At 43.2% G+C, this 18,311-nt stretch carries 15 protein-coding genes; 9 read left to right on the top strand and 6 right to left on the bottom strand.

Going from position 1 to position 18,311, the window contains the following annotated elements:
- Window positions 1-53: 53 nt before the first annotated feature.
- Both ABLA85_RS05965 and ABLA85_RS05960 read left to right on the top strand, forming a co-directional pair.
- Window positions 54-3,032: a TonB-dependent receptor gene (locus tag ABLA85_RS05965; protein ID WP_367962211.1), complete on the top strand. Its 2,979-nt coding sequence runs from the start codon at window positions 54-56 to the stop codon at window positions 3,030-3,032.
- A gap of 8 nt (window positions 3,033-3,040) precedes the next feature.
- Window positions 3,041-3,868 (top strand): TonB family protein, encoded by an 828-nt coding sequence (locus tag ABLA85_RS05960; RefSeq protein ID WP_367962209.1) that lies wholly within the window; start codon window positions 3,041-3,043, stop codon window positions 3,866-3,868.
- A gap of 262 nt (window positions 3,869-4,130) precedes the next feature.
- On the opposite strand, the gene mnmE is transcribed toward ABLA85_RS05960, so the two are convergent.
- The 5 genes from mnmE to rpmH form a co-directional block, all read right to left on the bottom strand.
- A complete protein-coding gene (gene mnmE / locus ABLA85_RS05955) occupies window positions 4,131-5,495 on the bottom strand; it encodes a tRNA uridine-5-carboxymethylaminomethyl(34) synthesis GTPase MnmE (RefSeq protein ID WP_367962207.1) in 1,365 nt (454 codons plus the stop codon).
- Window positions 5,496-5,586: 91 nt separating this feature from the next.
- Entirely contained in the window at window positions 5,587-7,224 is a 1,638-nt protein-coding gene (gene yidC, locus ABLA85_RS05950; protein ID WP_367962206.1) for a membrane protein insertase YidC, read from the bottom strand.
- A gap of 2 nt (window positions 7,225-7,226) precedes the next feature.
- Window positions 7,227-7,487 carry a membrane protein insertion efficiency factor YidD gene (gene yidD, locus ABLA85_RS05945; protein ID WP_047678992.1) on the bottom strand — a complete coding sequence of 87 codons (261 nt, stop codon included), beginning with the start codon at window positions 7,485-7,487 and terminating at the stop codon, window positions 7,227-7,229.
- Window positions 7,451-7,810 carry a ribonuclease P protein component gene (gene rnpA, locus ABLA85_RS05940; RefSeq protein ID WP_038267113.1) on the bottom strand — a complete coding sequence of 120 codons (360 nt, stop codon included), beginning with the start codon at window positions 7,808-7,810 and terminating at the stop codon, window positions 7,451-7,453. Before rnpA ends, yidD begins: the two co-directional genes overlap by 37 nt.
- A gap of 18 nt (window positions 7,811-7,828) precedes the next feature.
- The gene (gene rpmH, locus ABLA85_RS05935; protein WP_038267117.1) at window positions 7,829-7,969 is read right to left on the bottom strand and encodes a 50S ribosomal protein L34; all 141 of its coding nucleotides are present in this window, start codon (window positions 7,967-7,969) and stop codon (window positions 7,829-7,831) included.
- 529 nt (window positions 7,970-8,498) lie between these two features.
- Here rpmH and ABLA85_RS05930 point away from each other — a divergent pair.
- The 7 genes from ABLA85_RS05930 (at window position 8,499) to ABLA85_RS05900 (ending at window position 16,640) form a co-directional block, all read left to right on the top strand.
- Window positions 8,499-8,657 (top strand): hypothetical protein, encoded by a 159-nt coding sequence (locus tag ABLA85_RS05930; protein ID WP_367962203.1) that lies wholly within the window; start codon window positions 8,499-8,501, stop codon window positions 8,655-8,657.
- A 75-nt stretch (window positions 8,658-8,732) separates the two neighbouring features.
- A complete protein-coding gene (dnaA, locus tag ABLA85_RS05925; RefSeq protein WP_047678994.1) occupies window positions 8,733-10,121 on the top strand; it encodes a chromosomal replication initiator protein DnaA in 1,389 nt (462 codons plus the stop codon).
- Between the two features lie 4 nt (window positions 10,122-10,125).
- On the top strand, window positions 10,126-11,226 hold the full coding sequence (dnaN, locus tag ABLA85_RS05920; protein ID WP_367962202.1) for a DNA polymerase III subunit beta: 1,101 nt from the start codon (window positions 10,126-10,128) through the stop codon (window positions 11,224-11,226).
- A 35-nt stretch (window positions 11,227-11,261) separates the two neighbouring features.
- Window positions 11,262-12,392, top strand: a complete 1,131-nt coding sequence (gene recF, locus ABLA85_RS05915) for a DNA replication/repair protein RecF (protein WP_367962200.1) — start codon at window positions 11,262-11,264, stop codon at window positions 12,390-12,392.
- Between the two features lie 38 nt (window positions 12,393-12,430).
- A complete protein-coding gene (gene gyrB, locus ABLA85_RS05910) occupies window positions 12,431-14,845 on the top strand; it encodes a DNA topoisomerase (ATP-hydrolyzing) subunit B (RefSeq protein WP_367962198.1) in 2,415 nt (804 codons plus the stop codon).
- A 346-nt stretch (window positions 14,846-15,191) separates the two neighbouring features.
- Window positions 15,192-15,989, top strand: a complete 798-nt coding sequence (locus ABLA85_RS05905) for a hypothetical protein (protein ID WP_367962196.1) — start codon at window positions 15,192-15,194, stop codon at window positions 15,987-15,989.
- Window positions 15,990-16,337: 348 nt separating this feature from the next.
- Window positions 16,338-16,640, top strand: a complete 303-nt coding sequence (locus ABLA85_RS05900; protein WP_367962195.1) for an NINE protein — start codon at window positions 16,338-16,340, stop codon at window positions 16,638-16,640.
- Between the two features lie 443 nt (window positions 16,641-17,083).
- Here the strand turns inward: ABLA85_RS05900 and asd are convergent, their stop codons facing one another.
- Window positions 17,084-18,190 (bottom strand): aspartate-semialdehyde dehydrogenase, encoded by a 1,107-nt coding sequence (gene asd / locus ABLA85_RS05895; protein WP_367962239.1) that lies wholly within the window; start codon window positions 18,188-18,190, stop codon window positions 17,084-17,086.
- Between the last annotated feature and the right edge of the window lie 121 nt (window positions 18,191-18,311).

The following is an 18,311-nucleotide window of genomic DNA, read 5'->3' as shown; positions in this document are numbered from 1 at the left end:
GTAAAATCTGATGATTTTTATTTGTACGATGATAATTGAGGCAGGAAATATCAATGGCATATCGACTCAAAACCCGGCTTACCCCCACCACAGTGGCCTTATCACTGGCATTTTCACTGGCAGCACCACCTCTGTTTGCTGAATCCAAACCTGCGATCACAGCCCCAAACGGCAAGACTGATTTAGGTAAAATTCGGGTTACAGATAGCAGTCATAAAGATGAAGCCGGTTATGATGCGGTCTATGACAAAGATATTTCTAATATCTATATCGGCAAAAAGCAGATCGAGCGCTACAAAGGTGCATCTCCTGCCGATGTCATTAAAGGTGCCGCAGGTGTATACAGCGGTGATGCCCGCAATAGTGGTGCCTTAGATATTAATATCCGTGGTATTCAGGGGCAGGGACGTGTTCCCGTCACTATTGATGGAACGGAACAGGCCATTACCGTTGGGCGTGGTTACAACGGTGCTAATAACCGCAACTATATTGACCCAAACTTAATCAGCAGTATTGAAATCGAAAAAGGCCCCTCCCTGAATCGTAAAGTCAAAGGATCTATCGGGGGCGCAGTCGCTATCAAAACACTAAATATTGATGATGTGGTGCCGGAAGGAGAAACGTTTGGCATCAATACCAAACTGGAAACCAGCAGTAATTCAGTCAGAGAGCGTATCCCTTCTTTGTCACTGGGGCAGGATTACCGCGATATTCCTGACTTTACCTACAAAGATGCTGAAACTGATCCTGCCTTGAAAATCACGCCACATTCATCAAAAGACAATAAACTGTTTGGTTTCAAAGACAATGCATTCCGTATCGCCGTGGGCACAAGGCAGCAATATTTTGATTTGATGCTGGCTTATGCTTATCGCCGTCAGGGTAACTATTTTGCCGGTAAAGGTGGAGCCCATCGTTATGATGAAGCCGTTACAGAAGCTGATGAAAAACTGATAACTGAACCACAAACAAGTTTAGACCCTTATCTGCCCTTTGCTGCCCGCATCTACCGCCCCGGTAATGAAGTTCCTAATACTTCCAGTGAGATGCAATCTGTGTTAATCAAAAACACCTGGCACTTCACCGACGATCAAGCACTACAACTCAGTTTTCGTAATACTCGCATGGATTTTGGCGATATTATGCCTTCAAGACTAGCAATGGTATTTACTGAAGACAATGTGGTTCCTCAGTGGCCGCTGGCTAATGTCCGTCAACAAGCAGCCAACCTGACTTATAAATGGCATCCTACTGAAAACCCCTATATCGATTTCGATATAAACTTGTGGACAACCCGCACGACAGGTAATACCAATACCGCGGGTGGATATCCCCGTAGTCCGGTTAGCCGGGATCGTAGATGGGAAAAAGAGCGCGACAAAAAGACCCCCGATATTGATGGCACATTGATAAATACAGCCGTCACCAATTCCCAAAATAATCGCTGGGGCGTGGATATTTCTAATAAATTTGAGCTGACCCGCAATCTGGACTTGACCCTGATAGGAAATTTCCAACACGAACATCTGAATTCCAACGATGAATATAATCCCCAAAATATGTACTTTTTCCAGTCACCGGCAAGAAAAGGACAGCGTCAAGAAATCAATCTCGCTTTTAACTTTGATTGGCGCCCTGCTTCATGGCTGGCATTAAGTGCTGGTGCTAAACGTGTTTCCTATTGGTCCAAAGATGATTTTCTCAATGAACGTCGTGCCGCGAGAGATGGACGTTATAAAAAAGTGGGTGATTCCATCGGGCATGAGATGAGTTATTGGCGAACACTAACAGCAGAAGAAGCCACTCTGATACAAAAAAGAAAAGGCTATATACAATCGATTAAAGCCTCAAAAATGAACCTGATGGAAAAACTCAAACTTCTTAGGAAGCTAGATGCTAAATATCCAGATATTGGTGAAACTCCTCCTGACCAACGTGATAGCTGGACACGCAAAATGATTGAGGAAAAATTTACTTGGAATTATGACTCCAGTAATGGCCAACTCCCCAAAAACAATAATCCCTATTTCAACGGTCAACTGGATATGAATGAAAGGGTTATCGACCCAATAAGCGGCAAAGAAGTTTATAAATATGAGTATGGCATAGAAGTCGATGCAAATAGTGTATCTGGCTCTGATCCTACCGATCCCTGGGAACCAGCCCCAAAACGTAAGGATCACGCATGGGCACCAACATTTTCTGCTACGGCCTATATCACCGACAATTTCCGAATCTATACCCGTTATGCTGAAGCAGTAAGAATGCCGAGTATTTTTGAAGATACTGTCGGTTTTTCAGGCTTTAAAGCAAATTACACAGGCCTAAACTTCAAACCAGAACGAGCCAAAACCACAGAAGTGGGTTTCGTCTATGATTTCAGCCAATTGGTTAATGCTGAGCGCAATGCCGATATCAAACTCTCCTATTACAACACCGTTATTGAAAATGTGTTCGACCGGGATAATACCTATCGTTTTTCCCAACTGGATAAACAAAAACTGGCTGGTCTGGAGTTACAGGCGCGTTACGACAACGGTAGTATCTTTACCGATATTGGCTTGGTCTACAATATGAAAAACAAGGTGTGTGACAATAACTCAGTCGCAAGAATGGACTCCCAGAATCGTTATGGTATCCCTGAATGTATTGACGGTGGTTTTCCAGGAGGTTATCTGCGTACTTCCATTCAACCGAAATATTCAGCTAATCTGAATATCGGCGGACGTCTGTTTGATGAAAAACTGGAGCTAGGCAGCCGGATGCTCTATCACAGCGGAGCGGAAAACAAAGATGAAAAATGGCTGATGAATATCTTGCCAGATGTTTACAAAGGGCAGTCCAACAATCCAATGCGCTGGAATCCGGTATTCACTGTTGATGCTTATGTTAGCTATCAGATCACCCCTACCCTATCAATGGAGCTGACTGGTACTAACTTAACCAACCGCTATTATCTTGATCCGCTGACGCGCTCAATGATACCGGCACCGGGCAGAACCTTTAAACTCAGTCTTACCAGCCAGTTTTAGAGGATAATATGATCAACACAGCTATATCAGACAACTCTGTTAACTATGTTCCATTGACACTCAATAAACGCTTTCTGGTTGGTATCCTGATTGCTGTTTTAGTGCATACCAGTCTGATATGGCTGTTAAACCGACATACAGATTCTTACGATGAGAGTGCTCAACATCTCAACCAAAATTCGCCTGAAAAAGAGTTTTCGATCACTATGGTAGCGGTTTCATCGTGGAAGGAGGAACCGGAGTTTGTTGAATTATCTCAGCTACTGCCAACTGTTCCTGAATCACCAACAACGCCAGCAATTACACTGGATAAAAAAGTTCAAACAGAAAAAAAGATCGAGAAACCTGTCGAGCCAGTTAACATTCAAGAGCCGAAAAAGCAGCGGAAAGAAAAACCAAAAGAAAAACCGAAAGAAAATGGAGAAAAACAATCCGTTCAACCCGCTCAGGAACAGCACCTAAAAGAGCTGGAAACCAATGGCATTGAGCAGATCAATTCACAAGGCGGCATGAGCAGAGCGACAACTTCACAACCAGTGATGGGTCAAGGTCATAGTGAATCAGATAATTACCGCACAAAACTCAGACAGGAAATTGAACGTCATAAACGTTATCCCCGCAAAGCAAAACGAATGAGACAGGAAGGCACGGTGACCGTCAATTTTACACTGCAAAATGATGGTTCCATCACCACAGCCAGAGTCGTTCAATCCTCCGGTTACAGTGCAATGGATAATGAGGCGTTAAAAGCACTCAGTCTTGCTAAGTCCATTGGTCCGAAACCTGCAAATCTGGCGGCAGATATCACACTGAAAATTAGCTTTGAGTTGGATTGAAAAATCACTTTTTAGCTTGAAGTCAGTTGCCCTGGATATTCCGGTTCTTTTCATCACTTCTTACATGGAACAGCAATTTTTACTGAAAAATTTTCCCGGAATTTATACCGTATTACGGGGATAACTAAAGCTCCAAAAACTGTGCTCCAAAAAACTAAAATCGGAGCACAATGGATTAGAATCCTTTCCCTCAATGAATAAAATTTTTCAAATCAGCCGATATCATTTGAAATAGCTTTATGTTTTTGCGACTTTCAGAATATTATTTCCCAATACAAAAACTTGAGAAAATCCGGCCAAGCAGATCATCGGAAGTAAATTCTCCCGTGATTTCACTCAATGCTTGTTGTGCTAAACGCAGTTCTTCCGCCAACAACTCTCCTGAACGGGCAAATACTAATTGTTGATAACCTTCCTGCAAATGTTCTGCTGCGGTATTCAGGGCCTGTAAGTGACGACGACGGGCAAGAAAACCGCCTTCGGTATTACTGTTGAAGCCCATGGTTTCTTTTAGATGATCACGCAGCAAGTTAATGCCATCACCTTCACGGGCAGAAAGGCGGATCAATGAATGACCATTTACCTCTGATACACCGGTTTCTTCTCCGGTCATATCTGTTTTATTACGAATAACCGTAATAGGCAGAGATGCAGGCAGACTTGCCATAAATTCCGGCCAGATTTGTGCAGGTTCGATAGCATCGGTTGTCGTACTGTCCACCATAAACAGTACTCTGTCAGCTTGTTCGATTTCTTGCCATGCGCGTTCGATACCGATGCGTTCTACTTCATCACTGGCTTCGCGCAAACCTGCGGTATCAATCACATGCAACGGCATGCCATCAATATGAATATGCTCGCGCAAAACATCACGTGTTGTCCCCGCAATATCAGTGACAATCGCAGCTTCACGGCCAGCCAACGCATTCAGCAAACTGGATTTACCTGCATTTGGACGACCTGCTATCACCACGTTCATCCCTTCACGCAAAAGACTGCCTTGACGTGCTTGTGAACGAACTTGCTCAAGTTCTGCAATCACTTCATCCAACCTGGCCTCTATCTTGCCATCGGAAAGAAAATCAATTTCTTCATCAGGAAAATCAATCGCCGCTTCAACATAGATACGCAGGTTAGTCAGCGCTTCTACCATTTGATGAACCTGTTTGGAGAATGTTCCTTGCAAAGAGTTCATCGCAGAACGGGCAGCCTGTTCCGAGCTGGCATCAATCAGATCCGCAATTGCCTCAGCCTGAGCTAAGTCAAGTTTATCATTCAGAAATGCACGCTCAGAAAACTCTCCCGGATTCGCGATGCGCACACCGGAAATTGCCAGAATACGTTTCAACAGTAAATCAAGAATAACCGGCCCGCCATGGCCTTGGAGCTCCAGCACATCTTCACCAGTAAATGAGTTAGGACCTGGAAAATAAAGGGCAATACCTTGATCTAATACAGAACCATCCAGATCACAAAACGGCAGGTAGTCGGCATAACGGGGTTTCGGGAGTTTTCCCAATACCACCTCAGCAACTTCCGCAGCTTTGGGGCCAGAAATACGCAGAATGCCTACACCGCCTCGTCCCGGAGGAGTGGCCTGAGCGACTATCGTATCGGTGGTATTCATGAAATTCTCTCTTTTATCAATTTTCTTAAATAGCAAAGGCGGCCAATGACCGCCCTCTATATATTTTTTTAAAAATCTATTTTTAAAAGACTTATTTTTTAGAAAGATCTACTTTCTTTTCGCGAGTATGTAAACCACGTTTTTCCAGACTGCGGAAAATAACCTGCTGTTGGATAATAGTAACCAGGTTACTGACGATATAATACAGCACCAGACCAGACGGGAACCACAAGAAGAAGATGGTAAACACGACTGGCATATAAGTCATGATCTTCTGCTGCATTGGGTCAGTGACGGTAGTTGGTGACAGTTTCTGGATCACAAACATAGTCACACCCATCAGCAATGGCAGGATGTAATACGGATCTTGCGCAGACAAGTCCTTAATCCAGCCCATAAATGGTGCATGACGCAGTTCAACAGATCCCATCAGCATGTAATACAATGCAAGGAAGATTGGCATCTGAATCAACAAAGGTAAACAGCCACCCAATGGGTTTACTTTCTCTGTCTTGTACAACGCCATCATTTCCTGACTCATGCGCTGACGATCATCACCGTAACGCTCACGCATCGCAGTAATTTTCGGTTGCAACAGGCGCATTTTCGCCATAGAGGTATATTGCGCCTTAGTCAGCGGATACATAATACCACGAACGATAAAGGTAATAGCAATAATGGAGAAGCCCCAGTTACCAATGAATTCATGCAGGAATTTCAATAATTTGAACAGAGGTTGGGAAATAAACCACAACCAACCGTAATCAACAGTCAGATCCAGATGTGGAGCAACCGCTGCCATTTTGTCCTGAATTTCAGGGCCAACCCACAAGGTAGAAGAAACGGACTGTTTACTGTTAGGAGCGACATCAACAGAAGCACCTTGATACCAGATTTCCGCTAATTTTTTATCTTGATGTCGAGTGTAGAAAGTGCTGGTTTCGTTTTGATTCGGGATCCAAGCTGCAGCAAAATATTGCTGCAACATCGCTATCCAGCCACCTTTTGTAGATAAAGATAAGTCCTTATCTTCAATATCACTAAAGCTGTATTTTTTGTATTTTTCATCATCTGATGAATAAGCAGCACCACGATAAGTGTGCAGAGCAAAGTTGTTGCTACCTGTATCACGATGCGTTGGTAATTCAACGCTCTGTTTCAGCTTACCAAAAAACGCAACTTCTAACGGTTTGTCAGTCACGTTATCAATGCTGTAATCAACAGAAACCGCGTAACCGCCACGTTTCAGAACAAATGTTTTAACGTAAACTACACCATCCGGCGCAGTGTAAGTCATCGGAATACGCAACTCATTCTGATCATCAGCCAGAACATAATTCGTTTGTGTTGTGTTATATAAAGGACGTTCTTTATAACGTTTTGCGTTATCAGGGCCATCTTGACCCACTAATCCACTTTGAGCCTGATAAGTAAATTCAGGGGTTGATTCAAGCAGTTTGAACGGTGTCTTGGAACCCATAGTATCAGGATAGGCCAGCAGGTCAGCCTCTTCAATATCACCACCACGGGTATTGATGTGCAACGTAAGCACATCCGTTTTCACGGTGATCAGTTTGCCTTGCCTATTGCCTGCTTCGCTACTCAGCGTACTTGTTTGGTGCGAGATCTGTACTGTTGGTTGTGGGTTCTTATCCTTCTCCCACGCCTGCCAGACCAAGAACGAAACAAACAGCAAAGCGATGAGAAGGAGATTGCGTTGCGAATCCATCGTTAATGTTCTCTGTTATCTTCGTTTTTTCTAGGTGGGACAGGATCATCACCACCTTCGTGTAAAGGGTGGCATTTTAATACGCGTTTCACCGTTAACCAACTGCCTTTTATCATTCCAAACCTTCGTAATGCCTCAATACCATATTGGGAACAAGTAGGGTTGAAACGACAACGAGGCCCCAGTAGTGGACTAATCACTAACTGATAACCTCTGATTAAAATAATCAAGAGGCGCGAGCCAAGCGACAGTGACGACGCCATAATTTGCCTAACGTTTCCGTTAGCTCACGGTTATCAAGCTCAGCGACCCCTTTCCTCACCAAAATGACAAAATCCATGGAAGGCAATTTATGTTGGTTTAAACGAAAACTTTCACGAGCCAATCGCTTAATACGATTACGCTCATGAGCACGTTTAACATTTTTTTTGGCGACGGTTAGACCGATGCGGGGATGCCCCAGCTCATTAAGGCGTCCAAGAATGGTGATCTCTGCGGAACTTGCCCGTTGTGGCTGCTGGAAAACATAAGTGAAATGCTCGGGAGTTAACAAACGTAACTCCCTCGGAAAAGCGAGCTTAACCATTTGGAATGGTTAGCTTTATTACTTAGAAACAGTCAGACGAGCACGGCCTTTCGCACGACGGCGAGCCAGAACCTGACGACCATTTTTAGTGGCCATACGAGCGCGGAAGCCGTGAGTACGGTTACGCTTCAGTACGGATGGTTGAAAAGTGCGTTTCATAGCGATTTCTACCTAACTTAAAATTTGTAACTGATTCAGCAAATGCGTTGGCGACCAGTGAGAAATAAGTAGACACCGATGCCTCAATCGCAACATCAATATATAGAAAGAGGCAGGATTGTAATAAAATGTACTACCCTTAGTCAATCCAAGATGACGCGAGCCTGACCGCGCTTCAATCGGTGTCAGACTTGTTGCTACCTAATATTTTGCTATTTAAAGTGTTAACCCTGACTTCCACCAGCCACAGCCAGAAAAAATCGTTCGGCATTACACACAGGGTGCAAGATTATACGGACTGTGTAACAAAGCGCAAGGATGCAACACAGATCCTGACATTTGATTAGTAATCATACTGCTGTTTTCCCTTTGAATTTTAAACGATAACTAAATGGGATTTGCTATATACCATGATTACACTACAGTATCTTCTATGGGCTTTATATTCTACGAGTACCAACGCGTGGTGATCTCCCTGTGGATAAAAAGCGTCAAAGCTGTGTAAAAGAATGAGGATTTATATCGTCTTTTGCGTTATGATCATTGGTCACGATTCCGATCTCGCTGTACGGATCGTTGGGAGAGCGATGAAAGTAAAAGTCGCCACAAGGTACTGCGAGCTTTCTCATCGGTAGATGTTCTTATCGGTAATATTCATATCGGTAAAAACGTTCTCATCGGTAAATAGTAATGTCTTGTGCCCAGTATAACGTATCTATTTATTCCAGTTTCTTTTATTGGTCTTGTTTTAGGGGAGTTTGCCGTGTCACTTTCGCTTTGGCAGCAATGTCTTGCCCGTTTGCAGGATGAGTTACCTGCCACAGAATTCAGTATGTGGATACGACCCCTTCAGGCAGAACTAAGTAATAACACTTTGGCTCTTTATGCACCTAATCGCTTTGTATTGGATTGGGTTAGAGAGAAATATATAAATAATATCAATTTGTTATTAAATGATTTCTGTGGTCCTGAAGTACCATTACTGCGTTTTGAAGTGGGTAATAAGCCTGTTTCACCGAGCCAGTCTACGTCTCAGAAAATCATTGCTGATATGCCGGTGGCTACTGCTCCATCCAGTTTATCTGTACGTCCGAGCTGGGATAATGCAAAAGCGCAGCCGGAGTTATCCTATCGTTCAAACGTAAATCCTAAACATACATTTGATAACTTTGTTGAAGGTAAATCCAACCAACTCGCCAGGGCAGCAGCCAGACAAGTTGCCGATAATCCGGGAGGAGCATATAACCCGCTATTCCTTTATGGAGGCACGGGATTGGGTAAAACCCACCTTTTACATGCTGTCGGCAACAGCATCATGGCACGTAAAGCCAATGCAAAAGTGGTATACATGCATTCTGAGCGTTTTGTGCAAGACATGGTTAAAGCGTTGCAGAACAATGCGATAGAAGAGTTTAAGCGTTATTATCGTTCAGTAGATGCCCTGCTTATTGATGACATTCAATTTTTCGCTAATAAAGAGCGATCACAAGAAGAATTCTTTCACACGTTCAATGCTCTGTTGGAAGGTAATCAACAGATTATTCTGACATCAGATCGCTATCCAAAAGAGATTAATGGCGTTGAAGATCGGTTAAAATCCCGTTTTGGCTGGGGGTTAACTGTTGCTATTGAACCACCGGAGCTGGAAACCCGAGTTGCCATTCTGATGAAGAAAGCAGATGAAAACCAGATTCAGTTACCAGGGGAAGTGGCCTTCTTTATAGCTAAACGCCTGCGATCCAACGTCCGTGAACTCGAAGGCGCTTTGAACAGAGTTATCGCCAACGCCAATTTCACTGGCCGTGCGATTACTATTGATTTTGTACGCGAAGCATTACGTGACTTATTGGCTCTACAGGAAAAGCTGGTAACAATTGATAATATTCAGAAAACAGTCGCTGAATATTACAAAATCAAAGTTGCTGATCTACTTTCCAAGCGCCGCTCACGCTCTGTTGCCCGTCCAAGACAGATGGCAATGGCGCTGGCAAAAGAGCTGACCAATCACAGCTTGCCTGAAATCGGGGATGCCTTTGGTGGTCGTGACCATACAACCGTATTGCACGCATGTCGTAAAATAGAACAATTGCGTGAAGAAAGTCATGACATCAAAGAAGATTTTTCTAACTTAATCAGAACATTATCTTCCTAGCGCTATGAAATTTATCATTGAACGTGAGCAATTATTAAAACCCTTGCAGCAGGTTAGCAGCCCTTTAGGTGGCCGCCCTACCCTGCCTATTTTAGGCAATTTATTGTTGCAGGTGACAGCCGGCTCCCTGTCACTGACAGGAACAGATTTAGAAATGGAAATGAAGGCTCAGGTAGCACTCACTCAACCACATGAAGAGGGAGCAACCACCATTCCCGCGCGTAAGTTCTTTGATATCTGGCGCGGATTGCCTGATGGAGCGGAAATCAGCGTTGAGCTGGATGGTGACCGTATTCTGGTTCGATCCGGACGCAGCCGTTTTTCACTCTCCACCCTGCCTGCATCCGATTTCCCCAATCTGGATGACTGGCAAAGCGAAGTTGAATTCTCACTACCACAAGCAACATTAAAACGTCTGATTGAGTCTACTCAATTCTCAATGGCACATCAGGATGTCCGCTATTATTTGAACGGTATGCTATTCGAAACTGAAGGGGAAGAACTGCGTACTGTTGCTACAGATGGCCATCGTCTGGCGGTCTGTTCAATGAATATCGGCCAGAGTTTACCTTCACACTCAGTGATTGTCCCTCGTAAGGGTGTCATTGAATTAATGCGATTACTGGATGGTGGAGATAACCCACTCCAATTGCAGATTGGTAGCAATAATATTCGCGCCCATGTTGGTGACTTTATATTTACCTCAAAACTGGTCGATGGGCGTTTCCCTGATTATCGTCGTGTCCTACCCAAGAATCCTGATAAAACGCTGGAAGCAAATTGTGACATGCTTAAGCAGGCATTTTCACGAGCTGCGATTTTATCCAACGAAAAATTCCGTGGTGTTCGCATTTACCTAAGCGAAAACCAGCTCCGAATTACCGCCAATAACCCGGAACAAGAAGAAGCAGAAGAGATCGTCGACGTTAATTATCACGGCGCTGAAATGGAAATTGGCTTCAATGTCAGTTACGTATTGGATGTCCTCAACGCATTAAAATGCGAGCAAGTCAGTTTACTGCTGACGGACGCCACATCCAGTGTAAAAATAGAGAATTCAGCCAGTCAGGCAGCGACTTATGTCGTGATGCCGATGCGTCTGTAAAGAATACGTCTGTAACAAGTATTAATTCATAGCTCATGATTCTCTCGCGTCTATTGATCCGCGATTTTCGTAATATCGCAAATGCCGATTTGCCGTTGGCAACGGGATTTAATTTTCTTGTTGGGCCAAATGGCAGCGGCAAAACGAGTGTATTGGAATCCATTTACACATTGGGCCATGGACGCGCTTTTCGCAGTGTTCAGGCGGGAAGAGTGATCCGACATGATTGTGAGGAGTTCATTCTTCATGGGAGGCTGGAGCAACAGTCCCATGAACGAGCTCTGTCGGTTGGATTATGCAAAAACCGTCAGGGTGATAGCAAAGTCAGAATTGATGGCAGTGATGGGCACAAAATTGCCGAGCTGGCAAAAATGTTGCCGATGCAACTTATCACACCAGAAGGTTTTACGCTGTTGAATGGTGGCCCGAAATATCGCCGTGCTTTTATTGATTGGGGGTGTTTTCATAATGAACCGCGTTTTTTTACTGGCTGGGTCAACCTGAAAAGGCTGCTCAAACAACGAAATGCGGCATTACGACAGGTAACCCGTTATAACCAGATCCAACACTGGGATCACGAGCTTGCACCGCTTGCGACCCAGATAAGCCAATGGCGTGCGGAATATATTGCAGGTATTGCCGGAGATATTGAAAAAACCTGCAAACAGTTTTTACCTGAATTCACTCTCAATATCTCTTTCCAACAAGGTTGGGATAAAGAAAGTGAATATGCAGAACTGCTCGCGCGTCAGTTTGAGCGCGACAAAGCATTAACCTATACCGCATCCGGTCCCCACAAAGCCGATCTGCGGATCAGGGCAGACGGCATATCTGTAGAAGATATGCTCTCACGTGGTCAGCTTAAATTACTGATGTGTGCCCTGAGGTTAGCACAGGGTGAATATTTCACCCGACAGAGCGGGCAAAAATGCCTGTATCTGCTTGATGATTTTGCCTCTGAGTTGGATGCCGGTCGTCGTAATTTATTAGCCGAGCGTCTGAAATCTACGCAAGCCCAGGTGTTTGTCAGTGCAATAACGCCTGAGCAAGTTGCAGACATGATTGATGTAAATAGCAGGATGTTTCGCGTAGAACATGGCAAAATATGCCCAATGGATTTCGAGGTGCAGCCAACAACGCGGCAATTCGAAAGACGAAGGGTATAGAGGTTCAACCACAGGATTAAGATAAGCGAGAAACGTTGATGTCGAATACATATGACTCCTCAAGTATCAAGGTATTAAAAGGGCTGGATGCTGTTCGTAAACGTCCAGGCATGTATATCGGTGATACCGATGATGGTACTGGCCTGCACCACATGGTCTTCGAGGTTGTTGACAACGCTATCGACGAAGCCCTCGCAGGCCATTGTGATAAAATAATTGTCACAATCCATGCAGATAACTCAGTTTCTGTACAGGATGATGGCCGCGGTATTCCTACCGACATACACGAAGAAGAAGGTGTTTCAGCAGCGGAAGTCATCATGACCGTGCTGCATGCGGGGGGTAAATTCGATGATAACTCCTATAAGGTTTCCGGCGGCCTGCATGGCGTAGGGGTTTCTGTTGTTAACGCCTTATCTGAAAAACTGGAACTGACTATCCGTCGTGACGGTAAAGTACATGAACAGACCTACCATCATGGAGTTCCACAAGCACCACTGAAAGTCGTTGGTGATACAGAACAAACAGGAACAACTGTACGTTTCTGGCCAAGTATGGATACGTTCAAAATTAACACCGATTTCGAATTTGATATTTTGGCAAAACGTCTGCGTGAATTATCATTCCTGAACTCCGGCGTTTCCATCCGTTTAGTTGACAAGCGCACCAATACAGAAGAACTCTTCCATTATGAAGGGGGTATTAAGGCATTTGTTGAATTCCTGAGCCGCAATAAAAATCCGATCCATCCGAATGTTTTCTATTTCTCCACCGAAAAAGACGGTATTGGTGTTGAAATTTCCATGCAATGGAATGATGGCTTCCAAGAAAACATTTATTGCTTTACCAACAATATACCTCAACGCGATGGGGGAACCCACTTAGTGGGCTTCCGTACAGCGATGACTCGAACCCTCAATAGCTATATGGATAAAGAGGGTTACAACAAAAAATCCAAAGTCAGTGCTACCGGTGATGATGCCCGTGAAGGCCTGATCGCGGTTATTTCGGTTAAAGTTCCAGATCCGAAATTCTCTTCACAAACAAAAGATAAACTGGTTTCTTCTGAAGTGAAAACTGCGGTTGAAACGATGATGAACGAGAAGCTGGTAGAATACCTGCTGGAAAATCCTAACGATGCCAAAACTGTTGTTGGCAAAATCATTGACGCAGCACGTGCCCGTGAAGCTGCCCGTAAAGCGCGTGAGATGACTCGCCGCAAAGGCGCATTAGATCTGGCAGGTCTGCCGGGCAAACTGGCTGATTGTCAGGAGCGTGATCCTGCACTGTCCGAACTCTATCTGGTGGAGGGTGACTCTGCGGGCGGTTCAGCCAAACAGGGGCGCAACCGTAAAAATCAGGCTATCCTGCCACTGAAAGGTAAAATTCTGAACGTTGAAAAAGCGCGTTTTGACAAAATGCTCTCTTCACAAGAAGTGGCAACCCTGATTACCGCATTGGGTTGTGGTATTGGCCGTGATGAATACAATCCGGATAAACTGCGTTATCACAGCATTATCATCATGACCGACGCCGATGTTGACGGTTCCCATATTCGTACTCTGTTGCTGACATTTTTCTATCGTCAGATGCCGGAAATCATTGAGCGTGGTTATGTCTATATTGCTCAGCCACCACTGTACAAAGTGAAAAAAGGCAAACAGGAGCAATACATCAAGGACGACGATGCGATGGAAGCCTACCAAATGTCCATTGCACTGGATGGTGCATCACTTTACACCAATCCACACGCTCCGGCTCTAAAAGGCGAAGCACTGGAAAAACTGGTAACTGAATTCAATACTACACAAAAAATAATCAAACGTATGGAACGCTTGTATCCGCTGGCGTTACTGAATAACTTAATCTACCATCCGGTATTGACCGAAGATGCCTTGACCGATCAGACCAAAGTGGAAGAATGGGTAAGTGCACTGACCATTCGTTTGAATGACAAAGAGCAACATGGCAGCACTTACAGCTACCAAATCCATGAAAATCGCGAGCGTCAGGTTTATGAGCCAGTTCTGTGCATTCGCACACACGGTGTTGATACTGACTACAATCTGGATTTCGATTTTATTCACGGAGGCGAATACCGCCGCATCAGCAAACTGGGTGAATTGATCGGTAATCTGATTGAAGAAGGTGCTTATATTGAGCGAGGCGAACGCCGTTTGGCAGTAAGTAGCTTTGAGCAAGCACTGGAATGGCTGAGCAAAGAGTCACGCCGTGGTCTTTCTATCCAACGTTATAAAGGTCTGGGGGAAATGAACCCTGATCAGTTGTGGGAAACTACAATGAACCCAGAAACTCGCCGTATGATGCGTGTCACTGTGAAAGATGCCATTGCGACAGATCAACTGTTCACCACCCTGATGGGTGACGCCGTTGAACCTCGCCGTGCATTTATTGAAGAGAACGCACTGAAAGCTGCGAATATTGATATCTGATATTCCTACGCCTGCCCCGGATAATTAAAACGTTATCCGGGGAAAAGACGGTTCAAGATTTATCTATAAAATATTCATTGGTTACTTGGAAAACCATCTAAAACTGCCTTATATTACTTCTCAAATGAATTGAAAAATCCTTCATTTATTTATCCTGATAAGAAGCGATTATTTAAGGATATTTCGTCATAAAAAACAAAAAATAACCTCATTAATAACATAAGAAAAATTTCACTTTCATTATATAAATCAGGAATTTTTAATTATCAATAAGATATTGAACCCAAATGTTAATATTAGCTTAACTTATTAATCATATTCAATTTCTACTATCAAGGTTATTATTATGTTAAAAAGAAATTCTTCTTTTAATAGCTATATACACAAAATGCCATCTGGAACTTTATCCCGCTCAAACTCTTTCCATACTCTGCCCCCCAAAAATATGTTGAATATCAATGTCAATCATCACAACCCCAGATTAATAAATGGATATATTCCAATAGTTAAAAAAGCAACATTGCAAGAAGCGGAAATAGCAGTCAGGAAATTATATAATTTAATTCAACAGGATGGATGGCTGTCACATATCGAAAATACATATCGAAGAAGAGACAATATAGAAGCAAAATCGAATCCTTCCACCGAAGAATTATGGGATCTTCGATGTTGTATAACAGATAGCCTGTTATGTACAGTGAAAGATAATTTATCATTTCGCATCAGAAAAAAAGATAGTACCTTATATCAAGGCTGCAATTATACCTACTTTGTTTGTTATACAACTCACTTTCCAACAGACTCAGTGTCTTCTCTGATGGTGCCCATTGGAATAATGTTATTTACCTACAATGAAGATGATCACTATCCATATTATCCTGAAGTCAGTTACCTGATTACCCATCCGGGGATCCAAAATTGTGCTTATTTATTGATGGAAAAAGCTGTCAATTTGTCCTACCAAACAGGCCATCATGGAAAATTAAAATTGACGACCGCAACGAAACACCTTTCAAATGCTTACAACAGGCTTGGGTTTATTGGTGATGCACCAGATTCGATGATATTAGACCCAAGTAACAGCAAATTATGGGTATTTTCTGCCGCAAATGGAGGATATCGCTTTACTGGGTTGTGTCCTTAATTCTTATCGAGAAACTTAACCATGCTAGCAAATAATACTCACCAATTATTCGGAAGATACATTCAAAATGCAGAAATAACGATCGCCATTCTTGGCAACTGGAACCGCATGTCGTTCTGACACGCATAAACAAAACGTAGATATGGCTATGAATGGAATGTCAGGAGACAGTACATGTCTGGGAATTGGCTATTATCTAAACATTCATCACTATCAATAAATTGGATTTATAACCTTCTTCCCATTGGTCACCCTGAGACTGTCTTATTTTTCTTAAAATCATTGGATTTTTAACTTGATAGTTTTAATATAAATAAGAATAAGATAGATAACACTAAGGATATTTATATGTCAAACATGGTTTATTGCCGTGGCTGTGGAAAAGAAATCCACACCTCCGCAGGCTCTTGCCCTAGCTGTGGTGCAGTTCAAAAAGAAGAAATACAAGGTGAAAAAAGCAGAATAACTGCAGCTCTATTAGCTTTCTTTCTTGGTTTTATCGGGGTGCATAGATTTTATCTAGGAAAAATAGGATCAGGGTTTTTATACCTTATTTTTTGCTGGACGTTTATTCCTTATATCATTTCTTTTATTGAATTTATTATCTATTTATGCATGTCAGATAAAGATTTCGCTAAGAAGTATGGTTAATTAAACTCCTTTTATGTTAAACGGGCGAATTAAACCGCCCGTTCTTACCATTTAAAACACCTCAAATCAGTTTCAAGCTACTATCACTCACCTATCGAGAACAACTCTTGTTTGTGCATTTGACAAGTATCGAAAACCGGACAGTTACCCCTTGATGTAGATGCTTTTATCTGTGCATTGATGAAATTAGCCAGCGCTCCACCGAAAGAGCGGCAGGCATTAAAAATACCTAGGTGATAAGCTAATTGCGGGAAGTGAAAAACAACGCTGAGATATAAATTATTTTAAAATCAATAACATGAAAATTTATAAAAAACTAGCATGCAAGGACCAACATAAAATGGCGACATGTCCTGATTGCCCCTATTACGTAAGTGTAAGATATAAAAAAACAAAACAACCACCAATATTTATTCAATAATGGCGGTCTATTAAATGCTTTACTACAACAAAATCCGCAACATACGGCGCAACGGCTCTGCCGCTCCCCACAGTAACTGATCACCAACAGTAAAAGCAGACAAATATTCCGGCCCCATATTCAGCTTACGCAGACGCCCCACAGGCGTATTCAAAGTACCCGTCACCGCTGCCGGTGTTAATTCATGCATTATTAGTTCGCGATCATTCGGGATCACGCGAACCCAGTCATTATGGGATGCCAACAACGTTTCAATTTCGTGAATCGGAATATCTCTTTTCAATTTCAAGGTAAATGCCTGACTATGGCAACGCAGTGCTCCAATACGAACACACAGGCCATCAACCGGAATGATGTCATCACCCGTATTCAAAATCTTGTTGGTTTCCGCCTGGCCTTTCCACTCTTCACGGCTCTGCCCATTTTCCAGTTGCTTATCAATCCACGGGATTAAACTTCCTGCCAGAGGAATACCGAATTGATCGGTCGGCAGAGTACCGCTGCGAGTGAAATCGGTTACACGCTTTTCAATATCTAAAATAGCAGAAGCCGGATTTTGCAGTTCATCCGCAACCTGATTATGCAGCATGCCCATCTGCATCAACAATTCGCGCATATGGCGGGCACCACCACCAGAAGCTGCCTGGTAGGTTGAGACTGATGCCCACTCGATCAAATTATTAGCAAACAAACCACCCAATGACATTAACATCAGGCTGACAGTACAATTACCGCCAACAAAAGTTTTAATCCCTTTATTCAGGCTGTTCTGAATATGTTGATGGTTAACAGGATCGAGAATAATGACAGCATCATCATTCATGCGGAGTGCAGAAGCCGCATCGATCCAATATCCCTGCCAGCCCGTTGCTTTCAGTTTGGGGTAAATTTCATTGGTATAATCCCCTCCCTGACAACTAATAATAATATCCAACGCATTAAGTGCTTCAATATCAAAAGCATCCTGCAAAACGCCCGATTTACCTGTAAACTCCGGGGCTGGTTGTCCATGTTGGGAAGTCGTAAAAAAAACGGGTTTGATCTGGTTAAAATCCCCTTCTTCGACCATTCTTTGCATCAATACTGAGCCAACCATACCACGCCAGCCGATAAAACCTACACTTTTCATCATAGTTACCCTGTCTTGAAAAAGTCGTTGTCAGCACCCCTGACACTACTAAAGCTGACAAAATATGAGAAAAGGTGCAAGTAAATTTATGCGCCACAGAACTAGGGGTTGTTGATGTTTT

This window comes from Xenorhabdus sp. SGI246, from assembly GCF_040838225.1.
Lineage (GTDB): Bacteria > Pseudomonadota > Gammaproteobacteria > Enterobacterales > Enterobacteriaceae > Xenorhabdus > Xenorhabdus indica.
This window is presented reverse-complemented; position numbering and strand designations above follow the sequence as displayed.

Bases quoted from the DNA above. Each gene is read 5' to 3' on its own strand.
- ABLA85_RS05965 (WP_367962211.1), top strand. From the start codon at position 54: ATGGCATATCGACTCAAAACCCGGCTTACCCCCACCACAGTGGCCTTA.
- ABLA85_RS05960 (WP_367962209.1), top strand. From the start codon at position 3,041: ATGATCAACACAGCTATATCAGACAACTCTGTTAACTATGTTCCATTG.
- mnmE (WP_367962207.1), bottom strand. From the start codon at position 5,495: ATGAATACCACCGATACGATAGTCGCTCAGGCCACTCCTCCGGGACGA.
- yidC (WP_367962206.1), bottom strand. From the start codon at position 7,224: ATGGATTCGCAACGCAATCTCCTTCTCATCGCTTTGCTGTTTGTTTCG.
- yidD (WP_047678992.1), bottom strand. From the start codon at position 7,487: ATGGCGTCGTCACTGTCGCTTGGCTCGCGCCTCTTGATTATTTTAATC.
- rnpA (WP_038267113.1), bottom strand. From the start codon at position 7,810: ATGGTTAAGCTCGCTTTTCCGAGGGAGTTACGTTTGTTAACTCCCGAG.
- rpmH (WP_038267117.1), bottom strand. From the start codon at position 7,969: ATGAAACGCACTTTTCAACCATCCGTACTGAAGCGTAACCGTACTCAC.
- dnaN (WP_367962202.1), top strand. From the start codon at position 10,126: ATGAAATTTATCATTGAACGTGAGCAATTATTAAAACCCTTGCAGCAG.
- recF (WP_367962200.1), top strand. From the start codon at position 11,262: ATGATTCTCTCGCGTCTATTGATCCGCGATTTTCGTAATATCGCAAAT.
- gyrB (WP_367962198.1), top strand. From the start codon at position 12,431: ATGTCGAATACATATGACTCCTCAAGTATCAAGGTATTAAAAGGGCTG.
- ABLA85_RS05905 (WP_367962196.1), top strand. From the start codon at position 15,192: ATGTTAAAAAGAAATTCTTCTTTTAATAGCTATATACACAAAATGCCA.
- ABLA85_RS05900 (WP_367962195.1), top strand. From the start codon at position 16,338: ATGTCAAACATGGTTTATTGCCGTGGCTGTGGAAAAGAAATCCACACC.
- asd (WP_367962239.1), bottom strand. From the start codon at position 18,190: ATGAAAAGTGTAGGTTTTATCGGCTGGCGTGGTATGGTTGGCTCAGTA.